This is a genomic window from Pseudomonas sp. M5A4_2d (assembly GCF_053345295.1).
In genome coordinates, this window is sequence record NZ_JBKEZW010000008.1 from 314,192 (window position 1) to 328,846 (window position 14,655).

The following is a 14,655-nucleotide window of genomic DNA, read 5'->3' on the forward strand; positions in this document are numbered from 1 at the left end:
CGGTGATTACGACGATCAGGCAGTCGCCTTGTCGTCCTTCTTAAGACTTGCAGGCGGCCAGTTGTCGAGGCGCATGCCGAGGGACAGACCGCGGGAGGCCAGAACGTCCTTGATTTCAGTCAAGGATTTCTTGCCCAGGTTCGGAGTCTTCAACAGTTCTACTTCGGTACGCTGAATCAGGTCACCGATGTAGTAAATGTTTTCCGCCTTAAGGCAGTTAGCCGAACGTACAGTCAGTTCCAGATCGTCAACCGGGCGAAGCAGGATCGGATCGATCTCGTCTTCCTGCTCGATTACCACTGGTTCGCTGTCACCTTTGAGGTCGACGAACGCAGCCAACTGCTGTTGCAGAATGGTTGCAGCGCGGCGAATAGCCTCTTCAGGATCCAGAGTACCGTTGGTTTCCAGATCAATAACCAGCTTGTCCAGGTTAGTACGCTGCTCGACACGGGCGTTTTCCACCACGTATGCGATACGGCGAACCGGGCTGAACGAAGAGTCAAGCTGCAAGCGACCAATGCTGCGGCTTTCGTCTTCATCGCTCTGACGCGAGTCGGCCGGTTCATAACCACGACCACGAGCTACAGTGAGCTTCATGTTCAGGGCGCCGTTAGACGCCAGGTTAGCGATTACGTGATCGGGGTTAACGATCTCGACATCATGATCCAGCTGAATATCGGCAGCGGTAACCACCCCCGAACCCTTCTTCGACAAGGTCAGCGTAACTTCGTCACGGCCGTGCAGCTTGATAGCCAGACCTTTAAGGTTCAACAGGATTTCAATTACGTCTTCCTGTACACCTTCGATGGCGCTGTACTCGTGGAGCACACCGTCAATCTCGGCCTCGACTACTGCACAGCCGGGCATTGAGGACAACAGGATGCGGCGCAGCGCGTTGCCCAGGGTGTGGCCAAAACCACGCTCGAGAGGCTCGAGAGTGATCTTGGCGCGGGTTGGACTGACAACCTGCACATCAATGTGGCGGGGTGTCAGGAACTCATTTACCGAAATCTGCATGGATGCACCTATTTTCTAGCCCTTACTTGGAGTAGAGCTCGACAATCAGGCTTTCGTTGATGTCGGCGGACAGATCACTGCGAGCAGGAACGTTCTTGAAAACGCCCGACTTCTTCTCAGTGTCTACTTCTACCCATTCTACGCGGCCACGTTGGGCACACAGATCGAGAGCTTGGACAATGCGAAGTTGGTTTTTTGCTTTCTCGCGAATCGCGACCACGTCACCAGCACGAACCTGGTAAGACGGCACGTTAACGGTTTGGCCGTTTACGCTGACGGATTTGTGCGATACCAGCTGACGGGATTCGGCACGAGTCGAACCAAAGCCCATACGGTATACAACGTTGTCCAGACGGCATTCGAGCAGTTGCAGCAGGTTTTCACCGGTTGCACCTTTCTTGCCAGCAGCTTCTTTGTAGTAGCCGCTGAACTGACGCTCGAGAACGCCGTAGATACGACGGACCTTCTGCTTTTCACGCAGTTGGGTGCCGTAATCGGACTGGCGACCGCGGCGTTGGCCGTGGATACCAGGTGCTGCTTCAATGTTGCACTTCGATTCGATCGCGCGCACGCCGCTCTTCAGGAAGAGATCGGTGCCTTCGCGACGAGCGAGTTTGCATTTTGGACCAATGTAACGAGCCATTCTTTACAATCTCCTGGATTACACGCGGCGCTTCTTCGGCGGACGGCACCCGTTGTGCGGGATTGGCGTCACGTCGGTGATGCTGGCGATCTTATAGCCACAGCCGTTCAAAGCACGGACAGCAGACTCACGACCTGGACCTGGACCTTTGACGTTAACGTCGAGGTTTTTCAGGCCGTATTCCAGCGCAGCTTGACCAGCACGTTCAGCAGCTACTTGAGCAGCGAACGGGGTGGACTTGCGGGAACCGCGGAAACCCGAACCACCAGAGGTAGCCCAAGACAGCGCGTTACCTTGACGGTCGGTGATGGTCACGATTGTGTTGTTAAAAGATGCATGGATGTGGGCGATGCCATCAACCACTGTCTTTTTAACTTTTTTACGAGGACGAGCAGCAGGTTTTGCCATGATTAATTTCCTGTCGATTCGCGTGGGCGATTACTTGCGGATCGGCTTACGCGGACCTTTACGGGTACGCGCGTTAGTCTTGGTACGCTGACCGCGTACTGGAAGACCACGACGATGACGCAGACCACGGTAGCAACCGAGGTCCATCAAACGCTTGATTTTCATGTTGATTTCGCGACGCAGGTCACCTTCAGTGGTGAACTTCGCCACTTCGCCACGCAACAGCTCAATCTGCTCGTCGCTCAGATCTTTGATCTTTGCGGCTGGGTTTACCCCAGTATCTGCGCAAATTTTCTGCGCAGTAGTGCGACCAACACCATAGATGTAGGTCAGCGAGATAACAGTGTGCTTGTTATCTGGAATGTTAACGCCTGCAATACGGGCCATTCAGTGGGACTCCAATTGACAGCTACCTACGCCCCGGAAGCCAAGAAATAGGGCGCGAGATAATATCGCTGTAATAACAAATAATCAACCCGGCAGCGCACTAGCTGCCGGGCTTCAAGCGGATCACACTCAGCCTTGGCGCTGTTTGTGACGCGGTTCCGCGCTGCAAATTACTCGAACAACACCTTCGCGGCGAATAATTTTGCAGTTACGGCACAGCTTTTTCACCGATGCACGAACTTTCATCACCAACTCCTCGAACCTTATGGGTACTCAGCGCAACATGCCGCTGCCGTAACCCTTCAGGTTGGCTTTCTTCATCAGGGATTCGTACTGGTGCGAAACGAGGTGCGATTGTACTTGGGACATGAAGTCCATCACAACCACGACCACGATCAGCAACGAGGTCCCGCCAAGGTAGAACGGAACGTTTGCTGCAACCACCAGGAACTGGGGCAACAAGCACACGGCCGTCATATATAGAGCACCGAACAGGGTCAAACGAGTCAGAACGCCATCAATGTAGCGTGCAGACTGCTCACCTGGACGGATGCCCGGAATAAAGGCACCGGACTTCTTCAGGTTTTCCGCTACGTCTTTCGGATTGAACATCAACGCCGTATAGAAGAAGCAGAAGAAAATAATCCCTGCACTAAACAGCAGAATATTCAACGGCTGACCAGGAGCGATCGACTGAGAGAGGTCCTGCAGCCAGCCCATATTTTCAGACTGACCAAACCAGGTACCCAACGAAGCCGGAAACAGCAAAATGCTGCTCGCGAAAATTGCCGGAATTACACCGGCCATATTCACTTTCAGCGGCAAGTGGCTGGTCTGCGCAGCAAAAACCTTGCGGCCCTGCTGACGCTTGGCGTAGTGAACAGCAATACGACGCTGACCACGCTCAATGAACACCACAAAACCGATAATCGCTACTGCCAGCAAACCGATGGCAACCAGAGCGAAGATGTTGATATCACCCTGACGCGCAGACTCGAAAGACTGCCCAATTGCTCTCGGAAGACCGGCGACGATACCTGCGAAAATCAACATCGAGATACCGTTACCAACACCACGCTCAGTAATCTGCTCACCCAGCCACATCATGAACATCGCACCAGCCACAAACGTGGATACTGCGACGAAATAGAAGCCAAAGTCACCAGTGAACGCAACGCCCTGCCCCGCCAGGCCAACGGACATGCCGATAGCTTGAACCAGGGCGAGAACGACAGTGCCGTAGCGGGTGTACTGGCTAATCTTGCGACGGCCAGCTTCACCTTCCTTCTTCAACTGCTCCAGCTGCGGGCTGACGGCGGTCATCAGTTGCATGATGATCGATGCCGAAATGTACGGCATGATCCCCAGTGCAAAGATACTCATCCGTTCCAGCGCGCCGCCGGAAAACATGTTGAACAAGCTAAGAATGGTCCCCTCATTCTGTCGAAACAGGTCTGCGAGACGGTCCGGGTTGATACCTGGAACCGGGATGTGTGCGCCTATTCGGTAGACGATAATCGCCAGGAACAGAAAACGCAGACGAGCCCAAAGTTCAGACATACCGCCTTTGCCGAGCGCTGAGAGAGCACCTTGCTTAGCCATTTATTCCTCGAACTTGCCGCCAGCTGCTTCGATAGCCGAACGCGCACCTTTGGTGGCGCCGATTCCCTTGCCGATAGTGACAGCGCGAGTCACTTCACCGGACAGCATGATTTTCACACGCTGTACGTTGACGTTGATCACGTTGGCATCTTTCAGGGTCTGCACAGTAACGATGTCGCCTTCCACTTTAGCCAGCTCGGACAGACGCACTTCTGCGCGATCCATGGCTTTCAGGGATACGAAACCGAACTTAGGCAGGCGACGATGCAGCGGCTGTTGACCGCCTTCAAAGCCAGGAGCGATGGTGCCACCGGAGCGGGAGGTTTGACCTTTGTGGCCACGGCCACCAGTCTTACCCAAACCGCTACCGATACCACGGCCCGGACGATGCTTTTCGCGACGGGAACCCGGCGCTGGACTCAGATCATTGAGTTTCATCGATTAACCCTCTACACGCAGCATGTAGTAAGCCTTGTTGATCATCCCGCGATTCTCGGGAGTATCCAGGACTTCTACAGTGTGACCGATGCGACGCAGACCCAAACCTTTAACGCACAGTTTGTGGTTAGGGATGCGGCCGGTCATGCTTTTGATCAGCGTTACTTTAACGGTAGCCATGATCAGAAGATCTCCTTGACAGTCAAGCCGCGCTTGGCAGCAATGGACTCAGGAGATTGCATAGCTTTCAAACCCTTGAAAGTGGCGTGAACCACGTTTACCGGGTTAGTCGAGCCATAGCACTTGGCCAGAACGTTCTGAACGCCAGCAACTTCGAGGACAGCACGCATAGCGCCGCCAGCGATGATACCGGTACCTTCAGAAGCAGGCTGCATGTACACCTTCGAAGCGCCATGGGCAGACTTCATTGCGTACTGCAGCGTGGTGCCGTTCAGATCAACTTGGATCATGTTGCGACGAGCAGCTTCCATTGCCTTCTGGATCGCAGCAGGCACTTCACGTGACTTGCCACGGCCGAAGCCAACACGCCCTTTACCATCACCCACCACGGTCAACGCGGTGAAAGTGAAGATACGGCCGCCTTTAACGGTTTTGGCTACGCGGTTAACTTGAACCAGCTTCTCAATGTAGCCTTCGTCGCGCTTTTGGTCGTTATTTGACATAACTTAGAACTCCAGCCCAGCTTCACGAGCAGCATCAGCCAGCGCTTTCACGCGACCGTGGTACTTGAAGCCAGAGCGGTCGAAAGCCACTTGCGAGACGCCAGCGGCCTTAGCACGCGTAGCGACCAGCTGGCCAACCTTAGTGGCCGCGTCGATGTTGCCAGTGGCACCATCACGCAGTTCTTTATCCAAAGTCGAGGCGCTTGCCAGGACTTTGTTGCCGTCGGCCGAGATGACCTGGGCGTAGATGTGCTGCGACGAGCGGAACACGCAGAGACGCACGACTTCGAGTTCGTGCATTTTCAGGCGTGCTTTGCGAGCGCGACGCAGTCGAGTAACTTTTTTGTCGGTCATTTGCTATGCCCTACTTCTTCTTGGCTTCTTTACGACGGACGACTTCGTCCGCGTAGCGCACACCTTTGCCTTTGTACGGCTCTGGTGGACGGAAGTCGCGGATCTCAGCGGCCACCTGACCTACCAGCTGCTTATCAATACCCTTGATCAGGATATCGGTTTGGCTAGGGGTCTCAGCGGTGATGCCTTCCGGCAGTTCGTAATCCACTGGGTGCGAGAAGCCAAGGGCCAGGTTCAAAACCGTGCCTTTTGCTTGCGCTTTGTAACCAACACCGACCAGCTGGAGCTTACGCTCGAAGCCTTGGCTTACGCCTTGGACCATGTTGTTTACCAACGCACGCGTGGTACCGGCCATTGCGCGAGTTTGTTGATCGCCATTGCGAGCAGCGAAACGCAGCTCACCAGCTTCTTCAACGATCTCAACGGACGAATGGATATTCAGTTCAAGAGTGCCCTTGGCACCCTTCACCGAAAGCTGTTGGCCTGCGAATTTTACTTCGACACCGGCTGGCAGCTTAACGGGGTTCTTAGCGACGCGAGACATGCTTATCCCCCCTTAGAACACAGTGCAAAGAACTTCGCCGCCGACACCGGCAGCGCGCGCAGCACGATCCGTCATCACACCTTTGTTGGTGGAGACGATAGACACGCCCAGACCGCCACGAACTTTCGGCAGATCTTCGGCGGACTTGTACTGACGCAGGCCTGGACGGCTAACGCGCTTCACTTCCTCGATGACCGAACGGCCTTCGAAGTACTTCAGCTCGATGGACAGCAGTGGCTTGGTTTCGCTGCTGATCTGATAACCCGCAATGTAGCCTTCGTCTTTCAGGACTTTGGCAACAGCTACCTTCAACTTGGAAGATGGCATGCTTACGACGGACTTTTCAGCCATCTGGGCATTACGGATACGAGTTAGCATGTCCGCTAACGGGTCCTGCATACTCATGGGCTAGACGCTCCTAATACAAAAAAATTAGCCTTGCGGCTACATATGTCGCCGAGAATCTCCGAGCGCAAAACACACGGGCTCAGGCGAGCCGCGTATTTTAGACACACTCCAGAAATGAAACAAGCCCCAAAAGGGGCTTGTTCCAGATTCAAGGCCACCGGCGGTCAGTATCTTGCGATACCAACCGCCTGGACTCTGAAAGTACTTACCAGCTGGCTTTAACCAGACCTGGTACGTCACCACGCATTGCCGCTTCACGCAGTTTGTTACGGCCAAGGCCGAACTTGCGGTAAACGCCGTGTGGACGACCGGTCAGGCGGCAGCGGTTACGCATGCGCGAAGCGCTTGCGTCACGTGGCTGCTTCTGCAGAGCTACTGTAGCTTCCCAACGTGCTTCTGGACTTGCGTTCAGATCAACGATGATTGCTTTCAGTGCTGCACGCTTCTTGGCGTACTTGGCAACCGTGAGCTGACGCTTCAGCTCGCGGTTTTTCATGCTCATCTTGGCCATGGTCCTACTCCAATCAGTTGCGGAACGGGAATTTGAACGCACGCAGCAGAGCGCGGCCTTCATCATCGTTCTTGGCAGTGGTGGTCAGGGTGATGTCCAGACCGCGGAGAGCATCGATCTTGTCGTAGTCGATTTCCGGGAAGATGATCTGCTCTTTCACGCCCATGCTGTAGTTACCACGACCATCGAAGGACTTGGCATTCAGGCCGCGGAAGTCGCGGACCCGAGGCAGGGAGATCGACAGCAGACGATCCAGGAATTCGTACATACGCTCACGGCGCAGAGTCACTTTGACGCCGATCGGCCAACCTTCACGGACTTTAAAGCCAGCGATGGATTTCCGAGCGTAAGTCACAACGACTTTTTGACCGGTGATCTTTTCCAGGTCAGCAACAGCGTGTTCGATGACTTTTTTGTCGCCGACCGCTTCGCCCAGACCCATGTTCAGGGTGATTTTGGTAACGCGTGGAACTTCCATCACGTTCGAAAGCTTAAGTTCTTCCTTAAGCTTCGGTGCGATTTCTTTCCAGTAAATCTCTTTTAGTCGTGCCATGGTCTTCTACCTAGCAGTGTTCAAGCATCAACCGCTTTTTGGGTCGACTTGAAGACACGAATTTTCTTGCCATCTTCTACTTTGAAACCAACGCGGTCAGCCTTGTTGGTTTCGCCGTTGAAAATGGCGACGTTAGAAGCGTCCAGCGGAGCTTCTTTTTCGACGATACCGCCTTGTACGCCCGACATCGGGTTAGGCTTGGTATGACGCTTAACCAGGTTCAGACCGCCGATAACCAGACGGTTATTAGCGAGAACCTTAAGCACCTTACCGCGCTTACCTTTGTCTTTGCCGGCGATCACGATGATCTCGTCGTCACGACGAATCTTTTGCATGTCGGATCTCCTTACAGCACTTCTGGGGCGAGCGAGACGATCTTCATGAACTTCTCAGTACGAAGTTCACGGGTCACTGGCCCAAAGATACGGGTGCCGATCGGCTCTTGCTTGTTGTTCAGAAGAACAGCAGCGTTGCCATCAAAGCGGATAATGGAGCCATCTGCACGGCGTACGCCGTGACGAGTGCGGACTACAACAGCAGTCATCACTTGGCCTTTTTTCACTTTACCGCGAGGAATTGCTTCCTTCACGGTAACTTTGATGATGTCACCGATACCAGCGTAACGACGATGGGAGCCACCCAGCACCTTGATGCACATAACACGGCGAGCGCCGCTGTTATCGGCCACATCGAGCATGGATTGAGTCTGAATCATATAATTTCTCCGACCCCTAGTCCTTAGACTTCCACAGCGCGTTCGAGAACATCAACCAGTGCCCAAGACTTGGTCTTGGCCAGCGGACGAGTTTCACGAATAGTGACTTTGTCGCCGATGTGGCACTGGTTGGTTTCGTCGTGCGCGTGCAGCTTAGTCGAACGCTTAACATATTTACCGTAGATCGGGTGCTTAACGCGACGCTCGATCAAAACGGTGATGGTTTTGTCCATCTTGTCGCTGACAACACGGCCAGTCAGCGTACGGACAGTCTTTTCGGCTTCAGCCATGATCACTTACCTGCCTGCTGGTTGAGCACAGTCTTCACGCGAGCAATGTCACGCTTAACTTGCGAGAGCAGATGAGACTGCCCCAACTGGCCAGTTGCTTTCTGCATACGCAGATTGAACTGGTCGCGCAGCAGGCCGAGCAGTTGCTCGTTCAGCTGCTGTGCGGATTTTTCACGAAGTTCATTCGCTTTCATCACATCACCGTCCGTTTAACAAAGGCGGTGGCGAGCGGCAGCTTTGCAGCAGCCAGGGCAAAAGCCTCACGCGCCAGCTCTTCAGTTACACCCTCGATTTCATACAGGACTTTGCCTGGCTGAATCTGGGCTACCCAGTATTCCACGTTACCCTTACCTTTACCCATCCGAACTTCGAGGGGCTTTTTGGAAATCGGCTTGTCCGGGAATACACGGATCCAGATCTTGCCGCCACGTTTAACGTGACGGGTCAGAGCACGACGCGCTGACTCGATCTGACGAGCGGTGAGACGACCACGAGCTACAGACTTCAGCGCGAACTCGCCGAAGCTGACTTTGCTACCGCGCTGAGCCAGACCACGGTTGTGGCCTGTCATCTGCTTGCGGAACTTCGTACGCTTTGGTTGCAACATTTGGCGTACCCCTTACTTAGCAGCTTTTTTACGAGGCGCTGGTGCTTGTGGTTTCAGTTCTTCTTGGCGACCACCAATTACTTCGCCTTTGAAGATCCAAACCTTTACACCGATCACACCGTAAGTGGTGTGAGCTTCGTAGTTGGCATAGTCGATGTCGGCACGCAGGGTGTGCAGTGGCACACGACCTTCGCGATACCATTCAGTACGTGCGATTTCAGCACCGCCGAGACGACCGCTCACTTGGATTTTGATGCCTTTGGCACCAATGCGCATGGCGTTCTGTACGGCGCGCTTCATAGCGCGACGGAACATTACGCGACGCTCCAGCTGCTGAGCTACGCTCTGCGCAACCAGCATACCGTCGAGCTCCGGCTTACGGATCTCTTCGATATTGATGTGCACAGGCACACCCATTTGCTTGGTCAGGTCCTGACGCAGTTTCTCAACATCTTCACCTTTCTTCCCGATAACGATACCTGGACGAGCGGTGTGGATGGTGATACGTGCAGTTTGCGCCGGACGATGGATATCGATACGGCTTACGGACGCGCTTTTTAGTTTGTCTTGGAGATACTCACGCACCTTCAGATCAGCGAACAAATAGTCCGCATAAGTCCGACCGTCTGCGTACCAGACGGAGGTGTGCTCCTTGACGATTCCCAGGCGAATGCCAATGGGATGTACTTTCTGACCCATCTCTTCGACTCCGTTACTTGTCAGCAACCTTGACAGTGATATGGCAAGACCGCTTGACGATGCGATCAGCACGGCCTTTGGCACGTGGCATGATGCGCTTCAGCGAACGCCCTTCGTTGACGAAAACGGTGCTGACCTTCAGGTCATCAACGTCTGCGCCTTCGTTATGCTCGGCGTTGGCTACGGCCGACTCCAGCACTTTCTTCATGATCTCGGCGGCTTTCTTACTGCTGAAAGCCAACAGGTTGAGCGCTTCGCCCACCTTCTTCCCGCGGATCTGGTCGGCGACCAAGCGGGCTTTCTGGGCGGAGATTCGAGCGCCCGACAACTTAGCGGCTACTTCCATTTCCTAACCCCTTAACGCTTGGCTTTCTTGTCTGCCACGTGCCCACGATAAGTGCGGGTACCGGCAAACTCGCCTAGTTTGTGGCCGACCATGTCTTCGTTAACGAGAACTGGGACGTGTTGACGACCGTTGTGTACTGCGATGGTCAGACCGACCATTTGTGGCAGGATCATCGAACGACGCGACCAGGTTTTCACCGGTTTGCGATCATTCTTTTCCGCCGCCACTTCGATCTTCTTCAGTAGGTGAAGATCAATAAAAGGACCTTTTTTCAGAGAACGTGGCACTGTCGTATCCCTCTATTTACTTGCGACGACGGACGATCATTTTGTCGGTACGCTTATTACCACGAGTCTTCGCGCCCTTAGTCGGGAAGCCCCATGGCGATACCGGATGACGACCACCAGAGGTACGACCTTCACCACCACCGTGTGGGTGGTCAACCGGGTTCATGGCAACACCACGAACGGTTGGGCGAACGCCACGCCAGCGTTTGGCACCAGCTTTACCCAGCGAACGCAGGCTGTGCTCGGAGTTCGAGACTTCACCCAGGGTCGCGCGGCATTCAGCCAGCACTTTACGCATCTCACCAGAACGCAGACGCAGGGTCACGTAGACACCTTCACGAGCGATCAGCTGAGCCGAAGCACCAGCGGAACGAGCGATTTGCGCGCCTTTACCTGGCTTCAATTCGATGCCGTGTACGGTGCTACCAACTGGAATGTTACGCAGTTGCAGAGCGTTGCCCGGCTTGATCGGTGCCAGAGCACCTGCGATCAGCTGGTCACCAGCACTCACGCCTTTAGGGGCGATGATGTAGCGACGCTCGCCATCTGCGTACAGCAGCAGAGCGATGTGAGCAGTACGGTTTGGATCGTATTCGATACGCTCGACAGTGGCAGCGATGCCATCTTTGTCGTTGCGACGGAAGTCGACCAGACGATAATGCTGTTTATGGCCACCACCAATGTGACGAGTGGTAATACGACCATTGTTGTTACGACCACCAGTCTTCGATTTCTTCTCGAGCAGCGGTGCGTGAGGAGCGCCTTTATGCAGCTCCTGGTTGACCACCTTGACCACAAAACGGCGGCCAGGGGAAGTCGGTTTGCATTTAACGATTGCCATGATGCACCCCTTCCTTACTCAGCACTGCTGCTGAAATCGAGATCTTGGCCTGGCTGAAGGGAGATAACTGCCTTCTTCCAGTCATTACGCTTGCCCAGACCGCGAGCAGTGCGCTTGCTCTTACCCAGAACATTCAGGGTAGTAACACGCTCAACTTTCACGCTGAACAGGCTTTCGACGGCCTTCTTGATTTCCAGCTTGGTTGCGTCAGTTGCAACCTTGAAAACGAACTGGCCTTTCTTGTCAGCCAGAACCGTAGCCTTTTCGGAAACGTGCGGGCCAAGCAGAACTTTAAATACGCGTTCCTGGTTCATCCCAGCAGCTCCTCGAATTTCTTCACGGCCGACACGGTGATCAACACCTTGTCGTATGCGATCAGACTAACTGGATCGGAACCTTGCACGTCACGTACATCAACGTGTGGCAGGTTGCGAGCAGCCAGGTACAGGTTCTGATCAACAGCTTCAGACACGATCAAGACGTCAGTCAGGCCCATGCCGTTCAGCTTGTTCAGCAGATCTTTGGTTTTCGGTGCTTCAACAGCGAAGTCCTGAACCACGACCAGACGATCAGTACGCACGAGTTCAGCAAGGATGGAGCGCAGTGCTGCGCGGTACATCTTCTTGTTGAGCTTCTGAGTGTGATCCTGTGGACGAGCTGCGAAAGTGGTACCACCGCCACGCCAGATTGGGCTACGGATAGTACCGGCACGAGCGCGGCCAGTACCTTTCTGACGCCAAGGGCGCTTACCGCCACCACGAACGTCGGAACGGGTCTTTTGCTGCTTGCTACCTTGACGGCCGCCGGCCATGTAGGCCACGACTGCTTGGTGAACCAGCGTCTCGTTGAACTCGCCGCCAAACGTCAGTTCGGAAACTTCGATCGCTTGAGCGTCATTTACATTTAATTGCATGTCAGCTTCCCCTTAACCGCGAGCCTTGGCCGCTGGACGTACAACCAGGTTGCCGCCAGTAGCGCCAGGAACAGCACCCTTGACCAACAACAGATTGCGTTCAGCGTCGACGCGCACTACTTCGAGGGACTGCACGGTCACGCGCTCAGCGCCCATATGACCGGACATTTTTTTGCCCTTGAATACACGACCAGGAGTCTGGCACTGGCCAATAGAGCCCGGGACGCGGTGGGAAACGGAGTTACCGTGAGTGTTGTCTTGGCCACGGAAATTCCAACGCTTGATCGTACCCTGGAAGCCTTTACCTTTGGACTGACCGGTTACATCAACCAGTTGACCAGCAGCGAAGATTTCAGCGTTGATCAGATCGCCAGCCTGGTAGTCACCCTCTTCAAGACGGAACTCCATAACAGTGCGACCAGCTGCAACGTTTGCTTTAGCGAAGTGACCTGCTTGAGCAGCAGTCACGCGCGAAGCACGACGCTCGCCGACAGTGACTTGCACTGCACGATAGCCATCGGTCTCTTCAGTTTTGAACTGGGTGACGCGATTCGGTTCGATCTCAATGACCGTAACCGGAATGGAGACACCTTCTTCGGTGAAAATACGGGTCATACCGCATTTACGACCGACTACACCAATAGTCATGTTGTAAACCTCATGAGTGTACGGGGCTTTCACCCGCTATGGCCGCCCATTTCAGAGCGTTACACGACTAAGACCCAAGTCTTAGCCGAGGCTGATCTGTACTTCCACACCGGCCGCCAGATCAAGCTTCATAAGTGCATCAACGGTTTTATCCGTTGGCTGGACGATGTCCAGTACGCGCTTATGAGTACGGATCTCGTACTGGTCACGCGCGTCTTTGTTGACGTGCGGGGAGACCAGAACGGTGAACCGCTCTTTACGGGTAGGCAGTGGAATTGGACCACGCACTTGTGCACCAGTACGTTTCGCGGTTTCCACGATTTCCTGGGTGGATTGGTCGATCAGGCGATGGTCAAAAGCCTTCAACCTGATACGGATTTGCTGATTTTGCATTGGATTTCAGACTCCGGCTGCTATTCCCAGCGAGCGCAATACGCCCGTTAAAAGGAGGCGCAATTCTATAGACGGCCCAGATAGGTGTCAACCCAATAAAAAAGGCCCCCGCTGAGCGGGGGCCTTTTCAAAACATCAAGGCAATCTCAAAAGAGATAATTACTCGATGATTTTAGCTACAACGCCAGCACCAACGGTACGGCCGCCTTCGCGGATAGCGAAACGCAGACCGTCTTCCATTGCGATGGTTTTGATCAGGGTAACAACCATTTTGATGTTGTCGCCTGGCATAACCATTTCAACGCCTTCCGGCAGCTCGCAGTTACCAGTCACGTCAGTAGTACGGAAGTAGAACTGTGGACGGTAGCCTTTGAAGAACGGAGTGTGACGACCGCCTTCTTCTTTGCTCAGAACGTACACTTCAGCTTCGAACTTGGTGTGCGGCTTAACCGAACCTGGCTTAACCAGAACCTGGCCACGCTCAACGTCGTCACGCTTGGTACCACGCAGCAGAACGCCGCAGTTCTCGCCAGCACGACCTTCGTCGAGCAGCTTACGGAACATTTCAACACCGGTGCAGGTGGTGACAGTAGTGTCACGCAGACCAACGATTTCCAGTGGATCTTGAACCTTAACGATACCGCGCTCGATACGACCAGTCACAACAGTACCACGACCGGAGATCGAGAATACGTCTTCGATTGGCATCAGGAACGGCTTGTCGATAACACGAACTGGATCTGGGATGTAGCTGTCCAGAGTTTCAACCAGTTTACGAACGGACGTGGTGCCCATTTCGTTATCGTCTTTGCCTTCCAGAGCCATACGAGCAGAACCGATGATGATCGGAGTGTCGTCACCCGGGAAGTCGTAAGTGCTCAGCAGATCGCGCACTTCCATCTCAACCAGTTCCAGCAGCTCAGCGTCGTCTACCAGGTCAGCCTTGTTCAGGTAAACCACGATGTACGGAACGCCAACCTGACGGGACAGCAGGATGTGCTCACGGGTCTGTGGCATCGGACCATCAGCGGCCGAACAAACCAGAATCGCGCCGTCCATCTGGGCAGCACCGGTGATCATGTTCTTCACATAGTCAGCGTGACCTGGGCAGTCAACGTGAGCGTAGTGACGGATCAGCGAGTTGTATTCAACGTGCGCGGTGTTGATGGTGATACCACGAGCTTTTTCTTCTGGTGCGCTGTCGATTTTATCGAAATCAACGATTGCCGAACCGAATACTTCGGAGCAAACGCGAGTCAGAGCAGCAGTCAGAGTGGTTTTACCGTGGTCAACGTGACCGATGGTGCCAACGTTGACGTGCGGTAGGGAACGATCAAATTTTTCTTTAGCCACGACAATTAACTCCTT

28 protein-coding genes are annotated in these 14,655 nt (G+C 54.2%); all 28 read right to left on the minus strand.

Annotated features, from left to right (window positions below; genetic code table 11):
- Positions 1-15 precede the first annotated feature (15 nt).
- The gene (locus ACLBW8_RS20305; RefSeq protein ID WP_003176403.1) at positions 16-1,017 is read right to left on the minus strand and encodes a DNA-directed RNA polymerase subunit alpha; all 1,002 of its coding nucleotides are present in this window, start codon (positions 1,015-1,017) and stop codon (positions 16-18) included.
- Between the two features lie 22 nt (positions 1,018-1,039).
- Positions 1,040-1,660, minus strand: coding sequence for a 30S ribosomal protein S4 (gene rpsD / locus ACLBW8_RS20310; RefSeq protein ID WP_003210056.1), 621 nt, complete (start codon positions 1,658-1,660; stop codon positions 1,040-1,042).
- Positions 1,661-1,678: 18 nt separating this feature from the next.
- Positions 1,679-2,068: a 30S ribosomal protein S11 gene (gene rpsK, locus ACLBW8_RS20315; RefSeq protein ID WP_002555466.1), complete on the minus strand. Its 390-nt coding sequence runs from the start codon at positions 2,066-2,068 to the stop codon at positions 1,679-1,681.
- A 30-nt stretch (positions 2,069-2,098) separates the two neighbouring features.
- Positions 2,099-2,455 (minus strand): 30S ribosomal protein S13, encoded by a 357-nt coding sequence (rpsM, locus tag ACLBW8_RS20320; RefSeq protein WP_003210063.1) that lies wholly within the window; start codon positions 2,453-2,455, stop codon positions 2,099-2,101.
- Between the two features lie 129 nt (positions 2,456-2,584).
- On the minus strand, positions 2,585-2,701 hold the full coding sequence (rpmJ, locus tag ACLBW8_RS20325) for a 50S ribosomal protein L36 (RefSeq protein ID WP_002555468.1): 117 nt from the start codon (positions 2,699-2,701) through the stop codon (positions 2,585-2,587).
- A 27-nt stretch (positions 2,702-2,728) separates the two neighbouring features.
- Entirely contained in the window at positions 2,729-4,057 is a 1,329-nt protein-coding gene (gene secY / locus ACLBW8_RS20330; RefSeq protein WP_016969470.1) for a preprotein translocase subunit SecY, read from the minus strand.
- The gene (rplO, locus tag ACLBW8_RS20335; protein WP_003176407.1) at positions 4,058-4,495 is read right to left on the minus strand and encodes a 50S ribosomal protein L15; all 438 of its coding nucleotides are present in this window, start codon (positions 4,493-4,495) and stop codon (positions 4,058-4,060) included.
- 3 nt (positions 4,496-4,498) lie between these two features.
- Positions 4,499-4,675, minus strand: a complete 177-nt coding sequence (gene rpmD, locus ACLBW8_RS20340; protein WP_003186033.1) for a 50S ribosomal protein L30 — start codon at positions 4,673-4,675, stop codon at positions 4,499-4,501.
- A 2-nt stretch (positions 4,676-4,677) separates the two neighbouring features.
- The gene (gene rpsE, locus ACLBW8_RS20345; protein ID WP_003176409.1) at positions 4,678-5,178 is read right to left on the minus strand and encodes a 30S ribosomal protein S5; all 501 of its coding nucleotides are present in this window, start codon (positions 5,176-5,178) and stop codon (positions 4,678-4,680) included.
- A 3-nt stretch (positions 5,179-5,181) separates the two neighbouring features.
- A complete protein-coding gene (rplR, locus tag ACLBW8_RS20350) occupies positions 5,182-5,532 on the minus strand; it encodes a 50S ribosomal protein L18 (RefSeq protein ID WP_003186037.1) in 351 nt (116 codons plus the stop codon).
- A gap of 10 nt (positions 5,533-5,542) precedes the next feature.
- Positions 5,543-6,076 (minus strand): 50S ribosomal protein L6, encoded by a 534-nt coding sequence (gene rplF, locus ACLBW8_RS20355; protein ID WP_003176412.1) that lies wholly within the window; start codon positions 6,074-6,076, stop codon positions 5,543-5,545.
- 12 nt (positions 6,077-6,088) lie between these two features.
- Positions 6,089-6,481, minus strand: a complete 393-nt coding sequence (gene rpsH / locus ACLBW8_RS20360) for a 30S ribosomal protein S8 (RefSeq protein ID WP_010566853.1) — start codon at positions 6,479-6,481, stop codon at positions 6,089-6,091.
- Positions 6,482-6,689: 208 nt separating this feature from the next.
- Positions 6,690-6,995, minus strand: coding sequence for a 30S ribosomal protein S14 (gene rpsN, locus ACLBW8_RS20365; RefSeq protein ID WP_003176414.1), 306 nt, complete (start codon positions 6,993-6,995; stop codon positions 6,690-6,692).
- 13 nt (positions 6,996-7,008) lie between these two features.
- Positions 7,009-7,548: a 50S ribosomal protein L5 gene (gene rplE, locus ACLBW8_RS20370; RefSeq protein ID WP_003176415.1), complete on the minus strand. Its 540-nt coding sequence runs from the start codon at positions 7,546-7,548 to the stop codon at positions 7,009-7,011.
- A gap of 20 nt (positions 7,549-7,568) precedes the next feature.
- Positions 7,569-7,883 carry a 50S ribosomal protein L24 gene (gene rplX / locus ACLBW8_RS20375; RefSeq protein ID WP_003176416.1) on the minus strand — a complete coding sequence of 105 codons (315 nt, stop codon included), beginning with the start codon at positions 7,881-7,883 and terminating at the stop codon, positions 7,569-7,571.
- A gap of 11 nt (positions 7,884-7,894) precedes the next feature.
- Positions 7,895-8,263 (minus strand): 50S ribosomal protein L14, encoded by a 369-nt coding sequence (gene rplN / locus ACLBW8_RS20380; RefSeq protein WP_002555479.1) that lies wholly within the window; start codon positions 8,261-8,263, stop codon positions 7,895-7,897.
- A gap of 23 nt (positions 8,264-8,286) precedes the next feature.
- A complete protein-coding gene (gene rpsQ, locus ACLBW8_RS20385) occupies positions 8,287-8,553 on the minus strand; it encodes a 30S ribosomal protein S17 (protein ID WP_003176419.1) in 267 nt (88 codons plus the stop codon).
- Between the two features lie 2 nt (positions 8,554-8,555).
- Entirely contained in the window at positions 8,556-8,747 is a 192-nt protein-coding gene (rpmC, locus tag ACLBW8_RS20390) for a 50S ribosomal protein L29 (protein ID WP_002555481.1), read from the minus strand.
- Positions 8,747-9,160 carry a 50S ribosomal protein L16 gene (gene rplP, locus ACLBW8_RS20395; RefSeq protein WP_003232424.1) on the minus strand — a complete coding sequence of 138 codons (414 nt, stop codon included), beginning with the start codon at positions 9,158-9,160 and terminating at the stop codon, positions 8,747-8,749. Before rplP ends, rpmC begins: the two co-directional genes overlap by 1 nt.
- 12 nt (positions 9,161-9,172) lie before the next feature.
- Positions 9,173-9,859: a 30S ribosomal protein S3 gene (rpsC, locus tag ACLBW8_RS20400; RefSeq protein WP_003176422.1), complete on the minus strand. Its 687-nt coding sequence runs from the start codon at positions 9,857-9,859 to the stop codon at positions 9,173-9,175.
- A 13-nt stretch (positions 9,860-9,872) separates the two neighbouring features.
- Positions 9,873-10,205, minus strand: a complete 333-nt coding sequence (gene rplV / locus ACLBW8_RS20405) for a 50S ribosomal protein L22 (protein WP_003103908.1) — start codon at positions 10,203-10,205, stop codon at positions 9,873-9,875.
- 11 nt (positions 10,206-10,216) lie between these two features.
- Complete coding sequence (rpsS, locus tag ACLBW8_RS20410; protein WP_002555486.1) at positions 10,217-10,492, minus strand: 30S ribosomal protein S19; 276 nt, start codon at positions 10,490-10,492, stop codon at positions 10,217-10,219.
- A 16-nt stretch (positions 10,493-10,508) separates the two neighbouring features.
- Positions 10,509-11,333, minus strand: coding sequence for a 50S ribosomal protein L2 (rplB, locus tag ACLBW8_RS20415; RefSeq protein ID WP_003210080.1), 825 nt, complete (start codon positions 11,331-11,333; stop codon positions 10,509-10,511).
- 14 nt (positions 11,334-11,347) lie between these two features.
- Entirely contained in the window at positions 11,348-11,647 is a 300-nt protein-coding gene (gene rplW, locus ACLBW8_RS20420; protein WP_002555488.1) for a 50S ribosomal protein L23, read from the minus strand.
- Positions 11,644-12,246, minus strand: coding sequence for a 50S ribosomal protein L4 (gene rplD / locus ACLBW8_RS20425; protein WP_003210082.1), 603 nt, complete (start codon positions 12,244-12,246; stop codon positions 11,644-11,646). The genes rplW and rplD overlap by 4 nt, the downstream gene beginning before the upstream one ends.
- A gap of 12 nt (positions 12,247-12,258) precedes the next feature.
- Positions 12,259-12,894 carry a 50S ribosomal protein L3 gene (rplC, locus tag ACLBW8_RS20430; protein ID WP_007253310.1) on the minus strand — a complete coding sequence of 212 codons (636 nt, stop codon included), beginning with the start codon at positions 12,892-12,894 and terminating at the stop codon, positions 12,259-12,261.
- 81 nt (positions 12,895-12,975) lie between these two features.
- Positions 12,976-13,287 (minus strand): 30S ribosomal protein S10, encoded by a 312-nt coding sequence (gene rpsJ / locus ACLBW8_RS20435; protein ID WP_003186070.1) that lies wholly within the window; start codon positions 13,285-13,287, stop codon positions 12,976-12,978.
- A gap of 159 nt (positions 13,288-13,446) precedes the next feature.
- On the minus strand, positions 13,447-14,640 hold the full coding sequence (gene tuf, locus ACLBW8_RS20440) for an elongation factor Tu (protein WP_003176426.1): 1,194 nt from the start codon (positions 14,638-14,640) through the stop codon (positions 13,447-13,449).
- Positions 14,641-14,655: the final 15 nt, after the last annotated feature.

Coding starts and splice junctions, on each gene's coding strand:
- rplO (WP_003176407.1), bottom strand. CDS start 4,495: ATGAAACTCAATGATCTGAGTCCAGCGCCGGGTTCCCGTCGCGAAAAG.
- rpsM (WP_003210063.1), bottom strand. CDS start 2,455: ATGGCCCGTATTGCAGGCGTTAACATTCCAGATAACAAGCACACTGTT.
- ACLBW8_RS20305 (WP_003176403.1), bottom strand. CDS start 1,017: ATGCAGATTTCGGTAAATGAGTTCCTGACACCCCGCCACATTGATGTG.
- rpsH (WP_010566853.1), bottom strand. CDS start 6,481: ATGAGTATGCAGGACCCGTTAGCGGACATGCTAACTCGTATCCGTAAT.
- rpmC (WP_002555481.1), bottom strand. CDS start 8,747: ATGAAAGCGAATGAACTTCGTGAAAAATCCGCACAGCAGCTGAACGAG.
- rplB (WP_003210080.1), bottom strand. CDS start 11,333: ATGGCAATCGTTAAATGCAAACCGACTTCCCCTGGCCGCCGTTTTGTG.
- rpsJ (WP_003186070.1), bottom strand. CDS start 13,287: ATGCAAAATCAGCAAATCCGTATCAGGTTGAAGGCTTTTGACCATCGC.
- rpsN (WP_003176414.1), bottom strand. CDS start 6,995: ATGGCCAAGATGAGCATGAAAAACCGCGAGCTGAAGCGTCAGCTCACG.
- rplW (WP_002555488.1), bottom strand. CDS start 11,647: ATGAACCAGGAACGCGTATTTAAAGTTCTGCTTGGCCCGCACGTTTCC.
- rplV (WP_003103908.1), bottom strand. CDS start 10,205: ATGGAAGTAGCCGCTAAGTTGTCGGGCGCTCGAATCTCCGCCCAGAAA.
- rplP (WP_003232424.1), bottom strand. CDS start 9,160: ATGTTGCAACCAAAGCGTACGAAGTTCCGCAAGCAGATGACAGGCCAC.
- rpsK (WP_002555466.1), bottom strand. CDS start 2,068: ATGGCAAAACCTGCTGCTCGTCCTCGTAAAAAAGTTAAAAAGACAGTG.
- rpsQ (WP_003176419.1), bottom strand. CDS start 8,553: ATGGCTGAAGCCGAAAAGACTGTCCGTACGCTGACTGGCCGTGTTGTC.
- rpsC (WP_003176422.1), bottom strand. CDS start 9,859: ATGGGTCAGAAAGTACATCCCATTGGCATTCGCCTGGGAATCGTCAAG.
- rplD (WP_003210082.1), bottom strand. CDS start 12,246: ATGCAATTAAATGTAAATGACGCTCAAGCGATCGAAGTTTCCGAACTG.
- rpsD (WP_003210056.1), bottom strand. CDS start 1,660: ATGGCTCGTTACATTGGTCCAAAATGCAAACTCGCTCGTCGCGAAGGC.
- rplE (WP_003176415.1), bottom strand. CDS start 7,548: ATGGCACGACTAAAAGAGATTTACTGGAAAGAAATCGCACCGAAGCTT.
- rpsE (WP_003176409.1), bottom strand. CDS start 5,178: ATGTCAAATAACGACCAAAAGCGCGACGAAGGCTACATTGAGAAGCTG.
- rpmD (WP_003186033.1), bottom strand. CDS start 4,675: ATGGCTACCGTTAAAGTAACGCTGATCAAAAGCATGACCGGCCGCATC.
- secY (WP_016969470.1), bottom strand. CDS start 4,057: ATGGCTAAGCAAGGTGCTCTCTCAGCGCTCGGCAAAGGCGGTATGTCT.
- rplN (WP_002555479.1), bottom strand. CDS start 8,263: ATGATTCAGACTCAATCCATGCTCGATGTGGCCGATAACAGCGGCGCT.
- rplR (WP_003186037.1), bottom strand. CDS start 5,532: ATGACCGACAAAAAAGTTACTCGACTGCGTCGCGCTCGCAAAGCACGC.
- rpmJ (WP_002555468.1), bottom strand. CDS start 2,701: ATGAAAGTTCGTGCATCGGTGAAAAAGCTGTGCCGTAACTGCAAAATT.
- rplC (WP_007253310.1), bottom strand. CDS start 12,894: ATGACTATTGGTGTAGTCGGTCGTAAATGCGGTATGACCCGTATTTTC.
- rplX (WP_003176416.1), bottom strand. CDS start 7,883: ATGCAAAAGATTCGTCGTGACGACGAGATCATCGTGATCGCCGGCAAA.
- rplF (WP_003176412.1), bottom strand. CDS start 6,076: ATGTCTCGCGTCGCTAAGAACCCCGTTAAGCTGCCAGCCGGTGTCGAA.